This is a genomic window from Marinobacter sp. VGCF2001, from assembly GCF_049943275.1.
In the GTDB taxonomy this organism is placed as follows: domain Bacteria; phylum Pseudomonadota; class Gammaproteobacteria; order Pseudomonadales; family Oleiphilaceae; genus Marinobacter.
Window position 1 is genome coordinate 70,687 of the sequence record NZ_JBNFVX010000015.1, and the last position, 20,544, is coordinate 91,230.

The 20,544-nt window shown below is 58.5% G+C and carries 15 protein-coding genes and 3 tRNA genes; 12 read left to right on the top strand and 6 right to left on the bottom strand.

Annotated elements, in window-relative coordinates; all coding sequences use genetic code 11:
* Positions 1-31: 31 nt before the first annotated feature.
* Together ACP2AU_RS13665 and ACP2AU_RS13670 are read right to left on the bottom strand one after the other, a co-directional pair.
* Positions 32-541, bottom strand: coding sequence for a DNA polymerase III subunit chi (locus ACP2AU_RS13665; protein WP_426376759.1), 510 nt, complete (start codon positions 539-541; stop codon positions 32-34).
* The gene (locus ACP2AU_RS13670; RefSeq protein ID WP_426376760.1) at positions 531-2,021 is read right to left on the bottom strand and encodes a leucyl aminopeptidase; all 1,491 of its coding nucleotides are present in this window, start codon (positions 2,019-2,021) and stop codon (positions 531-533) included. The genes ACP2AU_RS13665 and ACP2AU_RS13670 overlap by 11 nt, the downstream gene beginning before the upstream one ends.
* A 225-nt stretch (positions 2,022-2,246) precedes the next feature.
* Between ACP2AU_RS13670 and lptF the strand changes: the two genes are divergently transcribed.
* Together lptF and lptG are read left to right on the top strand one after the other, a co-directional pair.
* Positions 2,247-3,350 (top strand): LPS export ABC transporter permease LptF, encoded by a 1,104-nt coding sequence (gene lptF, locus ACP2AU_RS13675; protein WP_426376761.1) that lies wholly within the window; start codon positions 2,247-2,249, stop codon positions 3,348-3,350.
* Positions 3,343-4,404: an LPS export ABC transporter permease LptG gene (lptG, locus tag ACP2AU_RS13680; RefSeq protein WP_426376762.1), complete on the top strand. Its 1,062-nt coding sequence runs from the start codon at positions 3,343-3,345 to the stop codon at positions 4,402-4,404. Before lptF ends, lptG begins: the two co-directional genes overlap by 8 nt.
* 10 nt (positions 4,405-4,414) lie before the next feature.
* Here lptG and ACP2AU_RS13685 read toward each other — a convergent pair whose 3' ends face one another.
* On the bottom strand, positions 4,415-4,942 hold the full coding sequence (locus ACP2AU_RS13685) for an RDD family protein (RefSeq protein WP_426376763.1): 528 nt from the start codon (positions 4,940-4,942) through the stop codon (positions 4,415-4,417).
* A gap of 158 nt (positions 4,943-5,100) precedes the next feature.
* Between ACP2AU_RS13685 and alaS the strand changes: the two genes are divergently transcribed.
* From alaS to ACP2AU_RS13715, 6 genes are all read left to right on the top strand, one after another.
* A complete protein-coding gene (gene alaS, locus ACP2AU_RS13690) occupies positions 5,101-7,731 on the top strand; it encodes an alanine--tRNA ligase (protein ID WP_426376764.1) in 2,631 nt (876 codons plus the stop codon).
* 104 nt (positions 7,732-7,835) lie between these two features.
* Positions 7,836-9,074 carry an aspartate kinase gene (locus tag ACP2AU_RS13695; protein WP_426376765.1) on the top strand — a complete coding sequence of 413 codons (1,239 nt, stop codon included), beginning with the start codon at positions 7,836-7,838 and terminating at the stop codon, positions 9,072-9,074.
* Positions 9,075-9,246: 172 nt separating this feature from the next.
* Positions 9,247-9,444 carry a carbon storage regulator CsrA gene (gene csrA / locus ACP2AU_RS13700; RefSeq protein WP_354447999.1) on the top strand — a complete coding sequence of 66 codons (198 nt, stop codon included), beginning with the start codon at positions 9,247-9,249 and terminating at the stop codon, positions 9,442-9,444.
* 126 nt (positions 9,445-9,570) lie between these two features.
* A tRNA-Ser gene (locus ACP2AU_RS13705) sits at positions 9,571-9,660 on the top strand.
* A gap of 60 nt (positions 9,661-9,720) precedes the next feature.
* A tRNA-Arg gene (locus tag ACP2AU_RS13710) sits at positions 9,721-9,797 on the top strand.
* A gap of 24 nt (positions 9,798-9,821) precedes the next feature.
* Positions 9,822-9,898, top strand: a tRNA-Arg gene (locus tag ACP2AU_RS13715).
* A gap of 227 nt (positions 9,899-10,125) precedes the next feature.
* On the opposite strand, the gene ACP2AU_RS13720 is transcribed toward ACP2AU_RS13715, so the two are convergent.
* The gene (locus ACP2AU_RS13720; protein ID WP_426376766.1) at positions 10,126-10,662 is read right to left on the bottom strand and encodes a DUF2058 domain-containing protein; all 537 of its coding nucleotides are present in this window, start codon (positions 10,660-10,662) and stop codon (positions 10,126-10,128) included.
* 104 nt (positions 10,663-10,766) lie between these two features.
* On the opposite strand from ACP2AU_RS13720, the gene dbpA reads away from it, so the two are divergent.
* The 4 genes from dbpA to ACP2AU_RS13740 all read left to right on the top strand — a co-directional run bounded on the left by dbpA (position 10,767) and on the right by ACP2AU_RS13740 (position 15,792).
* On the top strand, positions 10,767-12,140 hold the full coding sequence (gene dbpA / locus ACP2AU_RS13725) for an ATP-dependent RNA helicase DbpA (RefSeq protein WP_426376767.1): 1,374 nt from the start codon (positions 10,767-10,769) through the stop codon (positions 12,138-12,140).
* Positions 12,141-12,363: 223 nt separating this feature from the next.
* Entirely contained in the window at positions 12,364-12,615 is a 252-nt protein-coding gene (locus ACP2AU_RS13730) for an OadG family protein (protein WP_426376768.1), read from the top strand.
* A 40-nt stretch (positions 12,616-12,655) separates the two neighbouring features.
* The gene (gene oadA / locus ACP2AU_RS13735) at positions 12,656-14,443 is read left to right on the top strand and encodes a sodium-extruding oxaloacetate decarboxylase subunit alpha (RefSeq protein WP_426376769.1); all 1,788 of its coding nucleotides are present in this window, start codon (positions 12,656-12,658) and stop codon (positions 14,441-14,443) included.
* Positions 14,444-14,457: 14 nt separating this feature from the next.
* The gene (locus tag ACP2AU_RS13740) at positions 14,458-15,792 is read left to right on the top strand and encodes a sodium ion-translocating decarboxylase subunit beta (protein ID WP_426376770.1); all 1,335 of its coding nucleotides are present in this window, start codon (positions 14,458-14,460) and stop codon (positions 15,790-15,792) included.
* Between the two features lie 212 nt (positions 15,793-16,004).
* Here the strand turns inward: ACP2AU_RS13740 and ACP2AU_RS13745 are convergent, their stop codons facing one another.
* Positions 16,005-19,124 carry an error-prone DNA polymerase gene (locus ACP2AU_RS13745; RefSeq protein WP_426376771.1) on the bottom strand — a complete coding sequence of 1,040 codons (3,120 nt, stop codon included), beginning with the start codon at positions 19,122-19,124 and terminating at the stop codon, positions 16,005-16,007.
* Positions 19,124-20,542 carry a Y-family DNA polymerase gene (locus ACP2AU_RS13750; RefSeq protein ID WP_426376772.1) on the bottom strand — a complete coding sequence of 473 codons (1,419 nt, stop codon included), beginning with the start codon at positions 20,540-20,542 and terminating at the stop codon, positions 19,124-19,126. Before ACP2AU_RS13750 ends, ACP2AU_RS13745 begins: the two co-directional genes overlap by 1 nt.
* Positions 20,543-20,544: the final 2 nt, after the last annotated feature.

Sequence of the window (20,544 nt, forward strand, 5' to 3'; positions counted from 1 at the left end):
TACATGGTCGCTCAAGTTGCGGCGAACCCGGCTAGCGCTTGCGCATATCATGCACCCGGGCTTCGATACCGAGCTGGCGCAGCTGTTTATAGTGGCCCCGGGCCTGGTTCAGAATGTCCGGGTCATTGTGGGCTACCAGGGCCAGGCGGCGGTATTGATGGGCGCCTGCCGGCAGCTTGGCGGAGAGCACTATGATGGTGTCCCAGTCTGCCGCGGTCGGCGGATAAAGCAGAATGCCTACGGGATCGTCACAGGGGGCGGCAGGCTCTCTTGCGATGCTATGCGGGATGAACGCGTCGGGGCTGACGTTCCACAATAGATCGTCGAGTTCGCTGGCGTGTTCCTCGCTGTCGCAAACGATGCACACGCGATCTCCCTGTTGCCACGCCTTGTCCACAAGCTTGGCGGCGTGCAGGTTTCGCGCCGCTGACGTGTTCTGGGCGAGAATATGAAACCAGTAACGCTGGTTCTGGTCTTCCTGTCCGGAGGCGCCGGCAGCCAGGCTGCCGGTCTCCGGTGAGGCTGAGGGTTTACCCTGCATGAGTCATCAGGTAGTTGACCAGCAGGGGAACCGGCCGGCCAGTTGCGCCTTTGGCTTTGCCGGAATTCCAGGCCGTGCCGGCGATATCCAGATGGGCCCAGCGATACTCCTTGGCGAACCTGCTCAGGAAGCAGCCAGCGGTGATAGTGCCTGCCGGGCGGCCGCCGATGTTGGCCATGTCGGCAAAATTGCTGTCGAGCTGGCTCTGGTACTCTTCCCACAGCGGCAGGCGCCAGGCGCGGTCGCCGGTGCGTTCGCCGGCGGCCAGCAGCTCGTTGGCCAGTTCGTCGTTATTGGAAAGCAGGCCGGTGGCCTGGTTGCCCAGGGCAATGATGCAGGCGCCGGTGAGCGTAGCCATGTCGACCACAGCGGCCGGATCGAATTTTTTCACATAGGTGAGGGCATCGCACAGCACCAGGCGACCTTCGGCATCGGTGTTGAGGATTTCCACGGTCATGCCGCTCAGGGTGGTAACGATATCGCCGGGGCGCGATGCGCCGCCGTCCGGCATATTCTCGGCCGCCGCAATGACGGCAACCACGTTAATCTTCGGCTGGGTCTCGGCAATCACTTTCATGGTGCCAAACACACTGGCGGAGCCGCCCATGTCGTATTTCATTTCATCCATACCTTCGCCGGGCTTCAGGCTGATGCCGCCGGTGTCGAAGGTGATGCCTTTGCCGACCAGTACGTAGGGTTTGTCGTTGGCATTGCCACCCCGGTATTCCATCACGATCAGGCGTGGCGGCTGTTTCGAGCCTTTGCCAACGGCCAGGATGGTGTTCATGCCCAACTCTTCCATCTGCTTCTCGTCCAGGATCTCGGTCTGGATGCAGTCGTTGTCTTTTGCCATGGCCTGGGCCTGCTCGGCCAGCCAGACCGGATGGCAGATGTTGGGCGGAGTGTTGCCCAGGTCTTTGGTGTAGTTCATGCCGCGGCCGGTGGCCAGGCCAAGATTGAGTGCGTTTTTCAGGGCCTTGTCGGTGTCGGATGCCTGGACAACGACTTTTTTCAGTTTCCGGGCGGCCGGCTGTTCACTCTTGAAGTCGGTGAAGGTGTACAGCTGGTCTTCCAGTATCCTGCCGATGAGATTCAGCTTGGCATCTTCCGAAGTGCTGGCTGCGTCGCCGCTGAACCCGGTGTCAGAAATCGCAATCAGCACACTTCCGGAAGGGCCGTCTTTGAGGGCGCCGACCATGGCGGCCAGGCATTTACGATAGCTGGCCGCAGTACGGTCTGCGTCTTTCCCTGTGCCGATAACAATGACACGCTGCCAGGGCTGGTCGACCAGTGGCAGGGTGTTGACCGCAGCGTTCTTGCCGGCGAGGTCGCCGGTTTTCTCGAGTTGCGTGATCAGTCCGCCCAGCGCGTCATCCGCCGCTTTGGTGGAGGCGGGCCATTCGCCTTTCTCGGGCAGGCCGATAACCAGGCAGTCGGTTTTAGTGGCAGTGATGGCTGTGCTGCTCAGGCTGAAATTCATGGCAACTCCGTTGTCAGGTTATGCTTGGTACATCCGAATTGGACATTTCTTGCGATGCCCTTAAGGATTGGGGCAAAGCGTTTATTAATCAAGCCGGGTGCCGGCTTGGTTACGATGGCTTTATCGTGTGGGCTCCGTACTGTCATTCGGCGGCGAGGTTACATAGAATACGCGCAGTTTTCATGAACCTCCATCTTCAATGACGGCGCCGCCAGAGAGACCGATTTGAGCATTATTTTCCGTTACCTCATTCGCCAGATCATGGTCAGTATGCTTGCCGTCTCCGGCATCCTGCTGCTGGTGTTCATGAGTGGGCGCTTTATCAAATACCTGGCGGATGCGGCCGAGGGGGAGATTGCCGCCGGCGTGCTGTTTTCCATCATGGGCTACCGTTTTCCCGGTTTTCTTGAACTGATTCTGCCGTTGGGGCTGTTTATCGGCATTTTGCTGGCGTATGGCCGAATGTATCTGGAAAGCGAAATGACGGTGCTGTTCGCCTGTGGAGTGAGTGAGCGGCAGTTACTGACCAAAACGTTGTTAGGGGCGTTGCCGGTGATGCTGGTGGTGGGCGCCATGAGCCTGTATGTCTCGCCCTGGGGAATGAAGCAGGTGGAGCATATTTTCAATGAGCAGCGCAAAGCCACCGAATTCGAGATGCTGGCCCCCGGGCGTTTCCAGGATTTCAGCTCGGGTGAGCGAGTGACTTACACCGAAGCCCTGAGCGACGACAAACGTGAGTTGCAGGGCGTTTTTATTGCCGAATACGACAAGGATGGTCAGGGCGTGACTCTGATTACCGCCGAGTCCGGATCACAGATTGTGGATGAGGAGACCGGTAGCCGGTTTCTGGTGCTGGAAAATGGAGGCCGTTTCCAGGGGGCGCCCGGCCGGCTGGATTACAACGTGACCGGCTTCGAGGCCTACGGTCTGAAAATAGTCAGTGGCCAGGAAGGCAGCAAGGAGCTGGAGGAAGGCTTGAGTTCGCAGGCGCTTTGGAACTCCGATGACCCGGAAGAGCGCGCCTTGTTGCACTGGCGAATCTCGCTGCCGCTGATTGTGCCGATTGTCACCTTGCTGGCGGTTCGGCTGAGCCGGGTAAACCCCCGGCAAGGGCGTTTTTTCCATTTGTTGCCAGCCATGCTGGTTTACATTACCTACCTCGGGCTGCTGATCGTGGCACGTGATGCCCTGGCCGACCAGAAGGTGCCGGAATGGCTGGGAATGCTCTGGGTTCATGCGCTGTTCCTGGCGCTCGGTTTATGGCTGCAGTTTGGCCCGGCCTGGCTTAACCGGCGCCGACTGGTGAAGGAGGGGCGCGGGGATGCATAAGATTGATGGCTATGTGATGCGTACCGTGGGCGGCGCCATGTTCCTGGTGATGGTGGTGGTGCTGTCGCTGGACGTGATCTTTGCGTTCATTGCCGAACTGGAAGACACCCGTAACAACTACCAGGCCCTGCAGGCACTGTGGTACGTGGCTCTGACTTTGCCCCGGCGGATTTACGATTATTTGCCGCTGGGCGCATTCATGGGGTGCCTTGTCGGGCTGGGGTCGATGGCGAGCTCGTCTGAGCTGACCGTTATTCGCGCCGCCGGGGTATCGCTCAAACGGATTGTCTGGTCGGCCATGAAGCCGGCCCTGATTGTGGTGCTGTTGGGGGTTGCGATTGGTGAGTATGTTGCCCCGACCACCGAACGCATTGCCCAGAGTGACAAGGCCGTGGCCCTGGGCGCAGGGCGCAACGTGGCCTCGGCCGAGGGAATCTGGCATCGGGAAGGGAACACCTTCATGCATTTGAACGCGGTGCAGCCCAACGGTGTTCTGCACGGTGTCTCCCTGTTCCGATTTGATGATGCCCGCCAGTTACAGGTGGCGAGCTTTGCGGAGCGGGCGATTTATCAGGGCGATTACTGGCTGCTTGAAAAGGTAACCTCCACTCGCATCGAAGCCGATCGCATGGTGCGTAGTGAACGTGCGAGCCTGCGCTGGAATACGGGGCTGTCGCCCAGCGTTTTGAGTGTGCTGATCGTCAAGCCCGAAAATCTGTCGATGCAGGGGCTATACACTTACGCGTCTTACCTGGGCGAGCAGGGGTTGAGTGCGGCCCAGTACTGGTTGGCTTTCTGGAAAAAAACGCTGATGCCCCTGGGTACGGCGGTGATGGTGCTGGTGGCGATTTCCTTTGTATTCGGGCCTCTGCGGTCGGTAACCATGGGGTTCCGGGTGTTTACCGGCTTGCTGGTGGGCTTGCTGTTCAAGTATATGCAGGACCTGCTGGGCCCCATGAGTATGGTGTACGGTTTCAATCCGCTGATCGCCGTGCTGGCTCCGATTATTATTAACGGTCTTGTCGGAGCCGCACTGATGCGTCGGGCGGGGTAGTGTGCGGGCGCTATTTTTTCTCGACCTGCACAACCACGCTGTCTGACGCGCGGTCGGTCAGTGAGAGGCCGTTGATCGGGTAAAACAGCGCAACAATCGCCGGGATACTCAGCAGCAGGGTCAGGGCGCCAATGTAGTAAGCCCCCAGGAGAGTCAGGAACACAATGGCCGATGCCGTTACATACCGGATAAGTGCCTGGGTCCAGCTCACCGATGTGCCGTCCATGTTCTCGATGCGTACACGCCATACCTGCATACCCAGCGTCTGGCCGATGCGGGTCCAGAAGTAGGCGAAGAACAGATAGAGCACCAGAAACAGAACGAACGTCAGCCCGGGGTCTCCTGAAAGCTGGCCGGCCTCCGCCATTTGCTCATAGTCGTCCCAGCCCGTTATCCAACCGGCCATCATGGTGTATGCCCAGCTGGCAACCAGCAGCACGGCGATACTGATCAAACCATCGTAAATGATGGCCAGGGCGCGTTTCAGGCCGGTGGCCGGAGGCAGCAGTTTGTCGGCCTCATGAAAGCGTCGGGGCATGGTGTCTCCTGTGAGTTTTCACGTTTTTCAAGTTCTCGGCGTGTGCTAGAGTAGCCGATTTGCACACGCATGTAAGTAATCGCATATAACCTCAGGCCCGCGGGCTCGCCCGGCGAGGTACTGTTATGGTGTATCAGGTCGAAAGGTATCCAAGGTCTATGAAAACCGCAGAGTTGCGACAAGCGTTCCTCGAATATTTCCAGCAGCAAGGGCACGCCATTGTGCCAAGCAGTTCACTGGTACCCCACGATGACCCCACTCTGCTTTTTACCAACGCGGGGATGAATCAGTTCAAGGATGTTTTCCTTGGCCGGGAAGAGCGCGATTATACGCGAGCGACCACCTCCCAAAAATGTGTCCGGGCTGGTGGCAAGCATAACGACCTGGAGAATGTCGGGTACACCGCGCGCCACCATACCTTCTTCGAAATGCTGGGCAATTTCAGCTTCGGCGATTACTTCAAGCGTGAGGCCATCAACTTTGCCTGGACTTTTCTTACCGGCGAACAGTGGCTGAAACTCCCCAAGGAAAATCTCTGGGTAACGGTGTACGCCGAAGACGACGAAGCCTTCGATATCTGGAACCAGGAAATTGGCGTTCCTGCCGAGCGCATTATTCGTATTGGCGACAATAAAGGGGCTCGCTACGCATCGGATAATTTCTGGCAGATGGGTGATACCGGTCCCTGCGGCCCGTGCTCGGAAATTTTCTATGATCACGGCCCGGATGTAGCCGGCGGGCCTCCCGGCAGCCCTGAGGAAGACGGCGACCGTTACATCGAGATCTGGAACGTGGTCTTCATGCAGTACAACCGGACCGCTGACGGCGAAATGCTCAATCTTCCGGCCCCTTCAGTTGACACCGGTATGGGTCTGGAGCGGATTGCCGCCGTACTGCAGGGCGTCCACAGCAACTACGAAATTGATCTGTTCCAGGACTTGTTGAAAGCCGCGTCGGAAATTCTCGGTGGTGCTCCAACTACCGAAGCGTCTCTGCGCGTGGTGGCGGACCACATCCGCTCCTGTGCCTTCCTGATTGCCGATGGGGTAATGCCGTCCAACGAAGGCCGGGGTTTTGTGCTGCGCAGAATCATCCGCAGGGCCGCCCGTCACGGCAACAAGCTCGGTGCAACCCAGCCGTTCTTCCACAAGCTCACCGGAGCCCTGGTGGAATTGATGGGCGACGCTTATCCGCAACTGGCAAGCAGCCGCAAGCAAATCGAAAAAGTCCTGTTGCAGGAAGAAGAGCAGTTTGCCAAGACGCTGGATAAAGGCCTGCGCTTGCTTGAGCAGGACATTGCCGAGCTGAAAGGCACCGAAATTCCTGGCGAGACCGTCTTTACCCTTTATGACACCTACGGCTTCCCGGTTGACCTGACCAACGACATTGCTCGCGAGCGTGGCCTGACCCTGGATTACGAAGGTTATGAAAAGGCCATGGAGGCGCAGCGGGACCGTGCCCGGGCCGCCAGTAAGTTCGGGATCGATTACAACGCGGCCGGTATTACCATTGAAGGTAAGACCGAGTTTACCGGTTACGACCACATTGACGGCCATGAGCGAATCCGCACGGTGCTGGTGAACGGCGAAGAGCGGAGCGCGGAAGCCGGCGACGAGTGTGTCGTGGTACTGGAGCGCACGCCGTTTTACGCCGAATCCGGTGGCCAGGTAGGCGACACTGGCCTGTTGACCTGGAGCGGCGGTCGTTTTCAGGTTACCGATACCCGCAAGGAAGGGGATAACCACCTGCACGTGGGTACCCTCATTGAAGGTGAAATATTCCCCGGCCTGGAAGTGGATGCGCGCATTGATCATGCTCGTCGTGAACGCACCAAACGCAACCACTCGGCCACGCACCTTCTGCACGCAGCCTTGCGAAACATTCTGGGCGAGCACGTTGGCCAGAAAGGTTCACTGGTTGATCCGGACAAACTGCGTTTTGATTTTTCGCATTTTGAGGCGCTGACCCCGGAGCAATTGAAAGAGATTGAGCGAACGGTTAACGAGCAGATTCTGGATAACACACCGGTTGATATCGACATTACCGACATGGACACGGCCAAGGAAAAAGGCGCCATGGCCCTGTTTGGCGAGAAGTACGGGGATGTTGTTCGCGTGCTGACCATGGGCACAGACAAGTACTCGGTAGAGCTTTGCGGTGGTACCCACGTGGCTCGTACCGGCGATATCGGCCTGTTCCGCATCACCTCGGAGAGCGGTATTTCCTCCGGTGTCCGCCGGATTGAGGCGGTGACCGGGTTCGGTGCGTTGGAGTGGGTCGATGAAACCGAGAACACGTTGCGTGAAACCTCGCGCCTGGTGAAAGGCACACGGGATTCGCTGGTCGACAAGGTTCGGCAGGTGCTGGATCGCAACCGCCAGCTTGAGAAAGACGTGGATGCACTGAAGGCCAAACTGGCCAGCTCTGCCGGCTCTGATCTGGCGGGCTCTGCCGTAGAGGTTGCCGGCCTCAAGGTTGTCGCCTCCGAGCTGGAAGGGGCTGATCGCAAGGCGCTGATGGAAACCGCGGATCAGCTCAAGAACAAGCTGGGCGAGGGTGTTGTGGTGCTGGCTACCGTTGAGGATGGCAAGGTAGTGCTGGTGGCAGGTGTTACCAAATCAGCCACCAACCGCATCAAGGCCGGTGATCTGATGAAGCACCTGGCGGCTCAGGTGGATGGTAAAGGCGGTGGTCGACCGGATATGGCTCAGGGAGGCGGCAGCGATCCTTCCCGCCTGGCCGATGCGCTGGCAGGTGTGCCGGCCTGGGTCGAGCAAAATATCAGGTAAACCACTGTTTAATGACAAGGGCGGAGGTTTATAATTCCGCCCGTTTGTTCTGGTGGCGGGGCGCTTTCCCCGCAGTAACACGCTGTTTCGGAGTTTGGGAAAACATGGCTCTGCTGGTTCAGAAATTTGGTGGTACGTCCGTCGGGACAACCGAGCGGATTGAAGCGGTGGCCGACAAGGTGTGTCGGTTCCGTGAAAATGGGCACGATGTTGTGGTCGTGGTGTCGGCCATGAGCGGTGAAACCAATCGGCTGATTGGCCTGGCCAACAGCATTATGGAAGAGCCGACACCCCGTGAAATGGATGTGCTGGTCTCTACTGGCGAGCAGGTGACCATTGCGCTTTTGTCGATGGCGCTTCAGAAGCGGGGCTGTGATGCCCGCTCCTACACGGGCTCTCAGGTACGCATTCTGACGGACAGCAGCCATACCAAGGCCAGGATCAAGCAGATTGACGAGCAGCGAATGCGCGAAGATCTCGATGCCGGGCGGGTTGTGGTGGTTGCCGGATTCCAGGGCATTGACGAACTCGGCAATATTACCACGCTGGGGCGCGGTGGCTCAGACACCACCGCTGTAGCCCTGGCAGCCGCTCTGAAGGCCGATGAATGTCAGATCTACACCGATGTGGATGGGGTTTACACCACCGATCCGCGGGTGGTCGACAGCGCTCGCAGATTAGAGCGCATTACCTTTGAAGAAATGCTCGAGATGGCCAGCCTGGGGTCGAAAGTACTCCAGATCCGGGCCGTGGAGTTTGCAGGTAAATACAACGTTCCCTTAAGGGTGTTGTCCAGCTTTCAGGAAGGCGGTGGCACCCTGATTACTTTTGAGGATGAGAACGCCATGGAACAACCGGTTGTTTCCGGCATTGCTTTCAATCGTGACGAAGCCAAACTGACCATCTCCGGTGTGCCCGACACGCCGGGTAGCGCATTACGGATTCTCAAGCCGGTCAGCGATGCTAATATTGAAGTAGACATGATCGTGCAGAACGTGGGTGAGGACAACAAAACGGCCTTTACCTTCACCGTGCATCGCAACGATTTCAAGCGGGCCCAAGAGGTTTTGCGAGGCGTTGCTGCAGAACTCGGCGCCGGCACGGTCGGTGGTGACACCAAGATTGCCAAGGTCAGTATTGTGGGTGTGGGGATGCGCTCCCATGCCGGTGTGGCAACCAAAATGTTCGAGGCGTTGTCGAACGAAGGCATCAACATTCAGATGATTTCCACATCTGAAATCAAGGTGTCGGTGGTTATCGATGAGAAGTATCTCGAGCTTGCCGTTCGGGCACTACACAGTGTCTTTGAACTGGATCAGGCCGGGGTTGAAGGGGGAGCCTGAGACAGGACGTTTCAGGCTGCCTTTGATCAGGGTCATTGAAGATATCTATCAAGACGCGGGTTAGTGTAGGGGTTTTTGCGTCTTTGATGTTGGAAGTGATCTCATTATAAAAGCAACAAGTACACTTAAAGTGTTCGTCGGAACAGGTAGCTCAGGATAGGGAGTAAGGGATATGTTAATTTTGACTCGCCGTGTAGGCGAAACCCTGATGATCGGAGACGAAATTACCGTCACCGTTCTCGGGGTGAAAGGTAACCAGGTTCGCATTGGTGTGAACGCGCCGAAAGATGTGGCTGTTCACCGCGAAGAGATCTATCAGCGGATTCAATCCGAGAAAGGCTCCGATGAGCCAGAGCCGGGCAATAGCTGATCAGTGAGAAAGCCGTTCGAGGGAAACCCGGGCGGCTTTTTTGATTTCAGAGGAAATCAAACAGAAAAAATTCGTGTCAACCCTATGAAAACTCAAAAATCGTGGTAGTATACGCCCCGTTCTCAAGGAGAGGTGGGTGAGTGGCTGAAACCAGTTCCCTGCTAAGGAACCGTACGAGCAATCGTACCGAGGGTTCGAATCCCTCCCTCTCCGCCATTTCCTTTTTGGAAAGGTGAGACAGGTTGAAGTAGCGATCAACCACAGTGTTTAAGATGCGCGGCTGTAGCTCAGCTGGATAGAGTACCTGGCTACGAACCAGGCGGTCGGAGGTTCGAATCCTCCCAGCCGCGCCAAATCTTGACCACACCCCAGTTTTAGCGGCTGTAGCTCAGCTGGATAGAGTACCTGGCTACGAACCAGGCGGTCGGAGGTTCGAATCCTCCCAGCCGCGCCAAATCAAACAAAAAACCCTGCCTTATGCAGGGTTTTTTGTTTTTACACCTCAAGGTCCGAAAGGATTTAAACCGACAAGAGGTTCGACCGCAGCGCGCCATGCGCGCAAAGGAACGCCGGAGCGCAGCGGCGGCCCCGAAGGGGAAGGGCCGAAGGCCCGTTTAATCCTCCCGGCCGCGCCAAGTCAAACAAAAAAACCCCGCCTTGAGCGGGGTTTTTTCTTCTGGGTTACCACATAAGGTCGTCGGGGATTTCGTAGCCCGCGTAGGGGTCGTCCTCGCCCACATCGTCCTGCTGGCGGTCGTGCAGCACAATCACGGCCACCTCATCCCGCTCCATAATCTTGGTGGCTACTTTTTCCGGCACCACGTCGTAGTTTTCGCCCAGGCGAACCACGGCGAGACGGCCCCGGGAAAGCTGGTCGACCATGGTATCGTTCACCAGAATCTTCTTGATCTTCTTGCCATCCACAAACTGGTAGGAGGTTTCGCACCGGCTGCGGTCCAGGCGATTGGTCTCGATTAACTGGCGAATCTGCGCCTGAATGGCCTTTTTCTCCGCTTCCTGTTTGCGCTCAAGATTCAGCTGCCGATCGCGCTCGGCTTTTTCCTGCCGGGCTTTGCGAGCCCGTTCTTCTGCCTCATTGACAACGGCAGCGCCTTTCGGCTGTTGTTTTCTCTGTTTGCGCTTCTCTTTGCGCACTTCCCGGACTTTCTTTTCATCGGCCAGCCCGGCTTTCATTAACTGTTCCTGCAGTGAGGCCATCAGTGACTCCGTGGATTCGTGATAAACTTCAGCAATTCAGAATCAAGTATACGCTGTCAGTGATATCCCAATCACCCACCGCAACTCACCCTACGGATTTTTCTATGTCTTCTTTCAAAACGCTGGGCCTCTCGCAGGCGATGCAGGCCAATCTGGAGCAGTTAGGTTACCAGCAGCCGACGCCTGTTCAGGCCGAAGCTGTGCCCCTGGCATTGGCGGGCAGGGATGTGATTGCCATGGCGCAAACCGGCAGCGGTAAAACGGCTGCGTTCGGCATACCCATTGTTGAATCGATTAATCCGCAGCGGTTCAAGGTGCAGAGTCTTGTGTTGTGCCCGACCCGCGAGCTTGCCGACCAGGTGACCAAAGCACTGCGTGAACTGGCCCGGGCGAAAGAGAACGTAAAGGTGCTGACCCTGTGCGGTGGTGTGCCCATTGGTCCGCAAATCGGGTCACTCGCACATGGAGCCCATATTGTGGTGGGTACGCCAGGCCGGGTGGACGACCATTTGCGCAAAGGCACATTGACGCTCGATGGATTACAGATGCTGGTGCTGGACGAGGCCGACCGAATGCTCGACATGGGGTTCGAGGAGGTGGTCACCGGCATTCTGTCGCAAACACCCGCCAGGCGCCAAACCTTGTTGTTCTCTGCTACCTGGCCGCCGGCCATACGACAACTGAGCGAGCGGTTCCAGAATCAGGCCGGGGACGTGCGGGTAGAAGCACAAGCGGCAACCACGACCATCGATGAGTCGTTTTATGAGGTGCAGCCCGAGCAGCGGGTAACCGCAGTGGCCGCGCTCTTGTCGCGGTTTCAGCCGGTATCGTCCCTGGTGTTCTGCACCACCAAGCGGGATTGCGACGAGTTGGCGGCCGAGTTGTCGAGCCTGGGATTCTCGGCATTGGCGCTGCACGGCGATCTGGACCAACGGGAGCGAGACAGTGCCCTGGTGCGTTTCGCCAATCAAAGCTGCACCGTGCTGGTGGCAACGGACGTGGCCGCGCGTGGGCTTGATATCAAGGGGCTGCCGCTGGTGATCAACGCCGAGCCGGCCCGGGACCCGGAGGTTCATACTCATCGGGTAGGTCGTACCGGGCGAGCGGGTGAGCAGGGCCGTGCGGTAACTCTGTGTACTCCGCGCCACGGCCACAAAATCTCCCGCCTGGAAGCGCAGAGGGGTGAGGTCGTCACCTGGGGCGATACCGACAAACTGCTGGCCGAGCGTCTGCAGCCGGTGGTTTGCGCCATGAAAACTCTGTGCCTGGCCGGTGGCCGGAAAGACAAGGTGCGCCCGGGGGACGTTATGGGGGCGCTGACGGGCGAAGCGGGCATTCCCGGAGCAGCGGTTGGTAAAATTGACCTGTTTGATTTTCAGTGTTTTGTGGCCGTGGAGTCTGAATGGGCTGCTCTCGCCTTGTCCCGACTTGAAAAGGGTAAGGTGAAAGGGCGCAAATTCCGCGTTCGATATGCATGATTCCGGCCTTTGAAATGCGTTCCTGCCGGCGAGACGTTTGGCCGGAGCGCTCGGAAAGTCCCTATAGAAATGTTTGCTTCAGGTTGCTCCCTGTTAATGAAAACGGTAAATTACGCAGGATTTTGCCTCCCGAATTGTTTTGAAGGGCTATTAGACTTTAGTTTTAGCCGGCCTACCGGAGCGTTCGGGGAAATCAACAAACCAATACAGGTAGCTATTCAATATGAATGAGCTGATGTCACAAGCTGTCGACTTGATGATTGCTGGTATGGGATTTGTGTTCGTGTTCCTGATTATTCTGGTATTCGCGACACTGCTCATGTCCAAACTCATTCGACGGTTTGCGCCGCCAGAGCCGGCAACCCCGGCCAAAACGCCACGTGCCAAGCCGAAGGCGCCCGCGTCGGTTGACCCTGACACCGCCGAGGCCATCAAGAAGGCGATTGCACAATTCCGGTCGCGCCACAAGAAGTGACCCGGTAAAGACTAGAACCTTTAAACAGAAGGCTGACACGATGACTGACACGAAGAAACCGCTGGGGATTACGGACGTTATCCTGCGTGACGCCCACCAGTCCCTGCTTGCCACCCGTATGCGGCTGGATGACATGCTGCCTATTGCCGAGAAACTCGACAAGGTCGGTTTCTGGTCCCTGGAATCCTGGGGCGGCGCGACCTTTGATTCCTGTATTCGCTACCTGGGCGAAGACCCCTGGGAGCGCATCCGTGAACTGAAAAAAGCCATGCCCAACACCCAGCAGCAGATGCTTCTGCGCGGTCAGAATCTGTTGGGATACCGTCATTACGCGGATGATGTGGTTGACCGTTTCTGTGAGCGTGCCGCCGAAAACGGCGTTGACGTGTTCCGTATTTTTGATGCCATGAACGATCCCCGCAACATGGATCGTGCGATCAAGGCCGTCCGCAAGACCGGAAAACACGCCCAGGGCACCATTGCCTACACCACCAGCCCGGTGCATACCATTGATATGTGGGTAGAGCTGGCGAAGGAAGTCGCCGACATGGGCGCAGACTCCATCGCCATCAAAGACATGGCGGGTATTCTCAAGCCGTATGTGGCGTTCGATCTGGTCAGCCGTCTGAAGAAAGAACTGGATATTCCGATTCATATGCAGTGTCACGCCACTACCGGTATGTCTACTGCCACCGCCATCAAGGCCGCGGAAGCCGGTATCGACAATGTGGATACGGCCATTTCTTCCATGAGTATGACCTATGGCCATTCGCCCACCGAAGCCGTAGTTGCCATTCTGGAAGGCACTGACCGGGACACCGGCCTGGATCTGAACCTGCTGGAAGAAATTGCCAGCTACTTCCGCCAGGTGCGCAAGAAGTACGCGAAATTCGAAGGCAGCCTGCGCGGTACCGATTCCCGCATTCTGATTGCCCAGGTTCCGGGTGGCATGCTCACCAACATGGAAAACCAGCTGCGTGAGCAGAACGCCAGCGACAAGTTCGATCAGGTTCTGGACGAGATTCCCAAGGTACGTGAAGACCTGGGCTTCATCCCGCTGGTGACTCCGACCTCCCAGATTGTCGGTACCCAGGCGGTACTGAACGTTCTGACCGGCGAGCGTTACAAGTCCATCTCCAAGGAAACCTCTGCCATTCTGAAGGGTGAGTACGGTGCAGCGCCGGCCCCGATGAACAAAGAACTGCAAGACCGTGTTCTGGATGGCAAGGAAGTGATGACCTGTCGTCCGGCGGATGTGATTGAGCCGGAAATGGACAAGCTGACCGACGAACTCAAGAAGCTTGCGGACGAGAAAGGTATCAAGCTGGCCGATAACCTTGAGGACGACGTACTCACCTACGCACTGTTCCCTCAGATTGGCCTGAAGTTCCTGGAGAACCGCAACAATCCGGATGCGTTTGAGCCGGTACCGACTGCCGAAGACGCCGCTCCTGCCAAGAAGGCTGAAGGTCCAGAGACTTACACCGTCGACGTGAATGGCAAGAAATTTGTAGTGGCTGTTTCCGAAGGTGGCGAGATCACCCAGATCCAGGGTGATGGCGGTGCTGCTTCCGCACCTGCGGCTTCCTCGGCTCCGGCGCCTGCAGCGGGTGACGGCGAGCCTGTGGTTGCTCCGTTGGGCGGTAACATCTTCAAAGTTCTGGTTTCACCGGGTGACACCGTGGAAGAGGGCGATGTGATGATTATCCTCGAGGCCATGAAAATGGAAACCGAGGTTCGCGCACCGAAAGCCGGCACTATCGGCGAAGTCTTCATCAAGGTCGGTGATGCCGTCTCCCCTGATGATGAAATGCTGACAATCGCATAAAGGGCCAGCATTCCATGGAAAAATTAATGACACTCTGGACAGGTAGTGGCCTGTTCAATATCGAGATCGGCCAGGTGATCATGATCGCCATTGGCCTGTTGCTCCTCTATCTTGCGATCAACAAGAAATTTGAGCCGTTGCTTCTGGTCCCCATCGGGTTTGGTGGCATTCTGGCGAATATTCCGGAGGCAGGCCTGGCCCTGACTGCGGCGGAAAATGCCATTCACTTTGCGTTGAAGGAAGGCACAACCGAGATTCTGGTTGCGTTGGCGGCACCGCTGGACGTGGCTTATCAAGCCGGCCAGGCGGTAACGCCGGAGCTCAAAGAAGCCTTCAAAGTGGCGTTCAAGGAAGCGAGCTACTCCGAAATGGCGATGGCCAATTCCCTGGCTCAGGACTTCGGTTATGGCAACGGGATGCTGTACAACTTCTATTCGGTTGTCATCGGCAGCACCGTTGGGCCTCTGCTGATCTTTATGGGCGTTGGCGCCATGACCGACTTTGGTCCGCTGCTGGCTAATCCTAAGACACTGCTTCTGGGCGCTGCGGCACAGTTCGGTATTTTCGGTACCGTACTGGGCGCTGCCTTGCTGGACTGGACCGGGGTGCTGGAGTTCAACATTCTTGAAGCGGCGGCCATCGGTATCATCGGTGGTGCCGACGGCCCCACATCCATCTACGTATCGAGCGTGTTGGCACCGCACCTGCTGGGTGCGATCGCGGTTTCGGCGTATGCCTACATGGCGCTGGTTCCGATGATTCAGCCGCCGATTATGAAGGCGCTGACCAGCGAGAAAGAGCGGGCTATCAAGATGTCCCAGTTGCGCCCGGTGAGCAAGCAGGAAAAGATCATCTTCCCGCTGGTGGTGCTGATTGCCGTGGTTCTGTTCCTGCCCGATGCCGCTCCGCTGCTGGGTATGTTCTGCTTCGGTAACCTGATGCGCGAATGTGGTGTGGTTGAGCGCCTGAGCGACACCGCCCAGAACGCACTGATCAACATCGTGACCATTTTCCTTGGCTTGTCTGTTGGCTCCAAGCTGATGGCCGACAAGTTCCTGGATGGCCAGACACTGGGTATCCTGGGCCTGGGTATTGTGGCTTTCGGTGTGGGTACTGCTTCAGGTGTACTGATGGCGAAGCTGATGAACAAGTTCACCAAGGAAGAGATCAACCCGTTGATCGGTTCTGCCGGTGTATCTGCGGTGCCGATGGCAGCGCGGGTCTCCAACAAGGTGGGCCTGGAAGCCAACCCGCAGAACTTCCTGCTGATGCACGCCATGGGCCCGAACGTGGCCGGCGTTATCGGCTCTGCGGTTGCTGCAGGTGTGATGATCAAGCTGCTTGGCTGATTTGTTCACCGCAGTACAAAAAACCCCGCCTATGTGCGGGGTTTTTTGTTTTCTAGCCTTTTAGTTTGGTGGTAGCGCCTGTGTGGAAGCCCTTTTCAGGAACCGCTACGAGCACATCCACGTGCGCTTGTTTCCGGCCGTCCATGGCCTCCAACATTCCTGAAAAGGGCTTCCACACAGCCGCTGTCGGCTTCAGTGCGGTTATCAAAGAGCTAGTGAAAATCTCGGGAATCGACCGGGAGGGTTTTGATCAGGTGGCTCAGGTCAGATAGTTTGCCGGCCATCACATGAACAATGTCGCCTTGTCTTTCCAGTACCCCTTTCACGTGCAGCAGTCGGGCAGTGAGCAGCGGTTTACGTTGGCGGCGGGCGGTTTCCAGCCACACCACCACATTCACATTGCCGGTTTCATCTTCCAGAGTGACGAAGGTGACGCCGGAGGCAGAGCCGGGGCGCTGGCGGCCGGTGACGAGGCCGGCGACCTGAACCGGAATGCCGGCTTTGGTACTTTTCAGTTGCTCGGCACTGAGGCAGAACTTCAGATGGCCCTGTTCCCGCAGTAATGCCAGTGGGTGACGCTGCAGGGTGAGGCCCTGGCTGGCGTAGTCGGCCAGCACGTTCTGGCCTTCTGAGGGTTCCGGCAATTGCTGGCAGTCGTCCGGCTGGTAGTCGACCGCCGTTTCCTGAGCGAACAGCTCCGCAGGTTGTTCGTGGTCAAGCAGTTGCCAGTATGCCTGGTGGCGGTTGGCGGTGAATGCCGGCATGGCGTTGGCGCCGGCCAGCAATTCCATATCCCGCTGGTTCAGGGCGGCCAGGCGGCGAAGTTCGCTGGCGGAACGGTAGCCGCCAGCCGGGCAGTTCTGGTGGATGCGTTCGGCGCCATTCACAGATAGGCCCTGGATAATTCTCAAGCCCAGGCGCAGGTGGCGTTCTTCGCCTTCCAGGGTATGGTCCCACTGGCTGGCATTCACATCGGGCGGCAGCACGGTAACGTTGTGCCGGCGGGCGTCCTGCACCAGCTGTGAGGGAGAATAGAATCCCATGGGCTGGCTGTTCAGCAGGGCACAGTAAAAGGCCTCCGGATAGTGCCGTTTGATCCAGGCGGAGACGTAGACCAGCAGGGCAAAGCTGGCGGCGTGGGATTCGGGGAAGCCATAGCCGCCAAAGCCGCAAATCTGCTGGTACAGCCGTTCGGCAAAGTCGGCATCGTGACCACGCTCGAGCATACCGGTGACCAGCTTTTCCCGGAATGGGGTCAGGTCGCCGTGGGATTTCCAGGCCGCCATGGCCCGGCGCAACTGGTCGGCTTCACCGGCGGAGAAGCCCGCCGCCACCATGGCCAGTTTAATCACCTGTTCCTGGAAGATGGGCACACCGAGGGTGCGCTCCAGCACCTTGCGCACGGCATCGTTTGGATAGTCCACCGGCTCCAGGCCGTGCTTGCGGCGCAGGTACGGGTGCACCATGTCACCCTGGATGGGGCCCGGCCGCACGATGGCCACCTCAACCACCAGGTCATAATAGGTTTCCGGTTTCAGGCGGGGCAGCATATTGATCTGGGCCCGGGATTCCACCTGGAATACGCCGATGCTGTCGCCTGTCTGAAGCATGGCGTAGGTGTCACGGTCTTCCTGGGGAATGTCCTGTATTCGGAAAGGCTCGCCTTTCTCATCGCTGATCAGTTCCAGCGCTTTTCGGATGGCGGAGAGCATACCCAGGGCCAGCACATCCACCTTCATCAGCCCCAGGCTTTCGAGGTCGTCCTTGTCCCACTGGATGACGGTGCGGTCGGCCATGGCAGCGTTCTCCACCGGCACCAGTTCGGTCAGTGGCCCGGCGCTGATCACGAAACCGCCCACGTGCTGGGACAGATGCCGGGGAAAGCCCAGCAGGGTATTCACCAGGGTAAAGAACTGGTCCGCCACCTGTGGGTTGCGGGTGATTTTTTTTTCCAGAATCTGCTGGCGCCAGTTGGTGGCCTTGTCCCGCCAGTCGATGCCTTCCAGCAGCTGTTCCACCAGGGCCGGATCAAACCCTAGGGCCTTGCCAACATCCCGAATGGCGCTTTTGGGGCGGTAGCGGATCACTGTGGCAGCCAGGGCGGCGCGCTCACGGGTATAGCGCCGGTAGATATACTGGATAACCTCTTCACGCCGCTCGTGCTCGAAATCCACATCGATATCGGGCGGCTCATTCCGGTCTTTGGAAATAAACCGCTCGAACAGCAGTTCCACCCGGGCCGGGTTCACCTCGGTTATGCCAAGGCAGTAGCAGACCGCAGAGTTGGCCGCCGAACCCCGTCCCTGGCAGAGAATCCCCCGGCTGCGGGCAAAGTCGACAATATCGTGGATGGTGAGGAAGTAATGCTCGTACTTCATCTCCGAGATCAGGCCCAGCTCCTTGCGGATCAGGCTCTGAACTTGCAGCGGTGTGCCCTCCGGGTAACGCCGGCGCTCGCCTTCGCGGGTCAGCCGCTTCAGGTAGCCGGCCGGAGTTTCACCTTCCGGCACCAGGTCTGGCGGGTATTCATAGCGCAGGCTGCCGGGCTCGAAGGTGCACTGGCTGGCAATGGCCAGGGTTTCCTGCAGCCAGGCTTCCGGAAACAGCCGTTGCAGAACGGGCAGGGGACGCAGGTATCGCTCGCCATTCTGGAACAGGCAGTGGCCGGCATTCTCCAGATTGGTGTGATTGCGCAGGGCTGTGAGTACATCCTGCAGCGGCTGGCGCTCCCGGCTGTGCATATGCACCTCGCCAACGGCAGCCACGGGAATGCGCAATTGATCGGCCAGCCAGTGTATCCGCGCCAGCCGCTGCTCCTCGCCGGATTCCAGGGTGCGTGCTGCGGCAATCCAGAGCCGGTGATCGAACAGGCGGGCCAGCCAATCGCCGCAGGCCAGCGCCTGGTCGGAATCCGCTTCGGCAGGCGATGGGGGCAGCCACAGGCACAGGCAGTCATCCAGGGTGTGGGTTTCAATGTCCCGGTAAAACAGCTGGTACTGGCCTTTCTCCGCACGGCGACGGCCAGTGGTGATCAGCTGGCAAAGCTGGCCATAGCCTTTGCGCGTGCGGGCCAGAAGGATAAAGCGGGGCTGAGTGGCGCCGGCGGGGGCATCCGACAACTCAAACCAGCTGCCGGTAATGAGTTTTACAGGGCTTTCTGCCAGCGCTGCCCAGGCCCGGGGAATGCCGGCAACGGAGCAGGCATCGGTGATGGCCAGGGCAGTGTAGCCGAGCTCATGCGCCCGCTCGGCCAGCTCGTGAGGATGAGAGGCCCCGGTGAGGAAGGTGAAATTGCTGAAGCAGAACAGCTCCGCATACTGCTGCCCGGACATCAGCCAAACCACCCATGCACAAACCAGCCTTCCCGGGCATCCCGGAAGACCCAGGCCAACTGGCCGCTGCTCAACTGGGCTATGTAATAATCCCGATGCACGCGCTGGCCATCCCACCAGCCACCGCTGATGCGCTCAGGCCCGGAAAACCAGGTAACGGGCGCCTCGGTGAGCGGTTGCGGGCCTTTCAACAACCAGAGCGGCCGCCTGGGCAGTTCTGCCGCCGGTACGATCGGCGTTCCGGTTTTACGCAGAACTTCCGAGGCCGACCAGGCCCGCTCGGGACGATGATCCGCCTGGGGCGAGAGCTGCCTGAGGGCCTGATCGCCCAGGCGCGCCTGCAGCCGGCTGATCAGGGTATGCCAGGCTTCATTCAGATCCTGGGTTTCACCCAGTAGATCCTGCCCGGAGGGTGCTTCCCGTGACAGGAAACGCTTCACCCGCAAAACCATGGAGATAACCGGGGCGCTCAGGGAATGCTGCTCCAGCCGCAGGCGAACCAGGTTCAGGAAATTGTCAGCCCGGTGCTCCGGCCCGGATGTGCGAATCTGCAGCCGGGTGGGTTCCGCGTGCCGGTGCTTCAGAACCAGCCGCAGGCTGTCGGTATCCTGCTGGCGCCAGCACAGATCTTCTTCCAGTTCGACAAGCATACGCTGGAGCGGAAACAGCAGCCCCTGGGTGTGTTCTATTTCCTGCACAAAATCTGCTTGTTGCCGAAACGAGTGGGGCGGCTGCCAGGGCGCGCGGGGATCTGGCCGGGCGCCCTGTATTTTCTGGATGTAAGCCAGTAACTCCGGAGACAGGCGCCGGGCCAGTTCACCGGGCGGTAAATCAAACACCTCTCCCAGGGTGTTCAGCCCCAGGCGCTGCAAACGGGTGCAGGCCTTTTCGTTGAATTCCGCTGCCAACAGGGGCATCTGGCTCAGGCTTCGAAGAATGTGGCCTTTGTCTGCCGTGCATTCCCCCTTGCCGGCGCGGGCAATCAGCCGGGCCGCCAGAGGGGTATAGCCAATACCGATCCAGGCGTTCAGCTGGCGCTCATTCAGCCCCTGTTCCACGGTTTGCCAAACGGCGGGCAGCCCGCCATAGAGTTTTTTCAGGCTGCCAATTTCGGCTAACAGACCATCGGGCGGCACCAGCACAATATGGGCCGCATAGTGGTACAGCCAGCGGGCCTGATCTTCCAGAATCCTGGCTTGCCGGGTTTCATCGGCCCGCACCATGCCCAGATCCGGCGCCAGGCTGATGGCGGTTTTCAGGCGCATGCCGCGACGGATGCCTTGTTCCCTGGCATCGGGGCAGGCCTGGATCACCTTCTGGCCAGAGCCTTCAACCACCACCAGGGCGCCCTGGTCTTCACGGGTGCGCCGAATATGGTCCAGCACCAGGTGCGGGAAATGCAGATACAGCCAGAGCATGG

What these genes read in the sequence shown, in the direction of transcription:
- ACP2AU_RS13685 (WP_426376763.1), bottom strand. Translation starts at nt 4,942, where the DNA reads ATGCCCCGACGCTTTCATGAGGCCGACAAACTGCTGCCTCCGGCCACC.
- ACP2AU_RS13745 (WP_426376771.1), bottom strand. Translation starts at nt 19,124, where the DNA reads ATGTCCGGGCAGCAGTATGCGGAGCTGTTCTGCTTCAGCAATTTCACC.
- dbpA (WP_426376767.1), top strand. Translation starts at nt 10,767, where the DNA reads ATGTCTTCTTTCAAAACGCTGGGCCTCTCGCAGGCGATGCAGGCCAAT.
- oadA (WP_426376769.1), top strand. Translation starts at nt 12,656, where the DNA reads ATGACTGACACGAAGAAACCGCTGGGGATTACGGACGTTATCCTGCGT.
- ACP2AU_RS13670 (WP_426376760.1), bottom strand. Translation starts at nt 2,021, where the DNA reads ATGAATTTCAGCCTGAGCAGCACAGCCATCACTGCCACTAAAACCGAC.
- ACP2AU_RS13720 (WP_426376766.1), bottom strand. Translation starts at nt 10,662, where the DNA reads ATGGCCTCACTGCAGGAACAGTTAATGAAAGCCGGGCTGGCCGATGAA.
- ACP2AU_RS13665 (WP_426376759.1), bottom strand. Translation starts at nt 541, where the DNA reads ATGCAGGGTAAACCCTCAGCCTCACCGGAGACCGGCAGCCTGGCTGCC.
- ACP2AU_RS13740 (WP_426376770.1), top strand. Translation starts at nt 14,458, where the DNA reads ATGGAAAAATTAATGACACTCTGGACAGGTAGTGGCCTGTTCAATATC.
- ACP2AU_RS13695 (WP_426376765.1), top strand. Translation starts at nt 7,836, where the DNA reads ATGGCTCTGCTGGTTCAGAAATTTGGTGGTACGTCCGTCGGGACAACC.
- csrA (WP_354447999.1), top strand. Translation starts at nt 9,247, where the DNA reads ATGTTAATTTTGACTCGCCGTGTAGGCGAAACCCTGATGATCGGAGAC.
- ACP2AU_RS13730 (WP_426376768.1), top strand. Translation starts at nt 12,364, where the DNA reads ATGAATGAGCTGATGTCACAAGCTGTCGACTTGATGATTGCTGGTATG.
- ACP2AU_RS13750 (WP_426376772.1), bottom strand. Translation starts at nt 20,542, where the DNA reads ATGCTCTGGCTGTATCTGCATTTCCCGCACCTGGTGCTGGACCATATT.
- lptG (WP_426376762.1), top strand. Translation starts at nt 3,343, where the DNA reads ATGCATAAGATTGATGGCTATGTGATGCGTACCGTGGGCGGCGCCATG.
- alaS (WP_426376764.1), top strand. Translation starts at nt 5,101, where the DNA reads ATGAAAACCGCAGAGTTGCGACAAGCGTTCCTCGAATATTTCCAGCAG.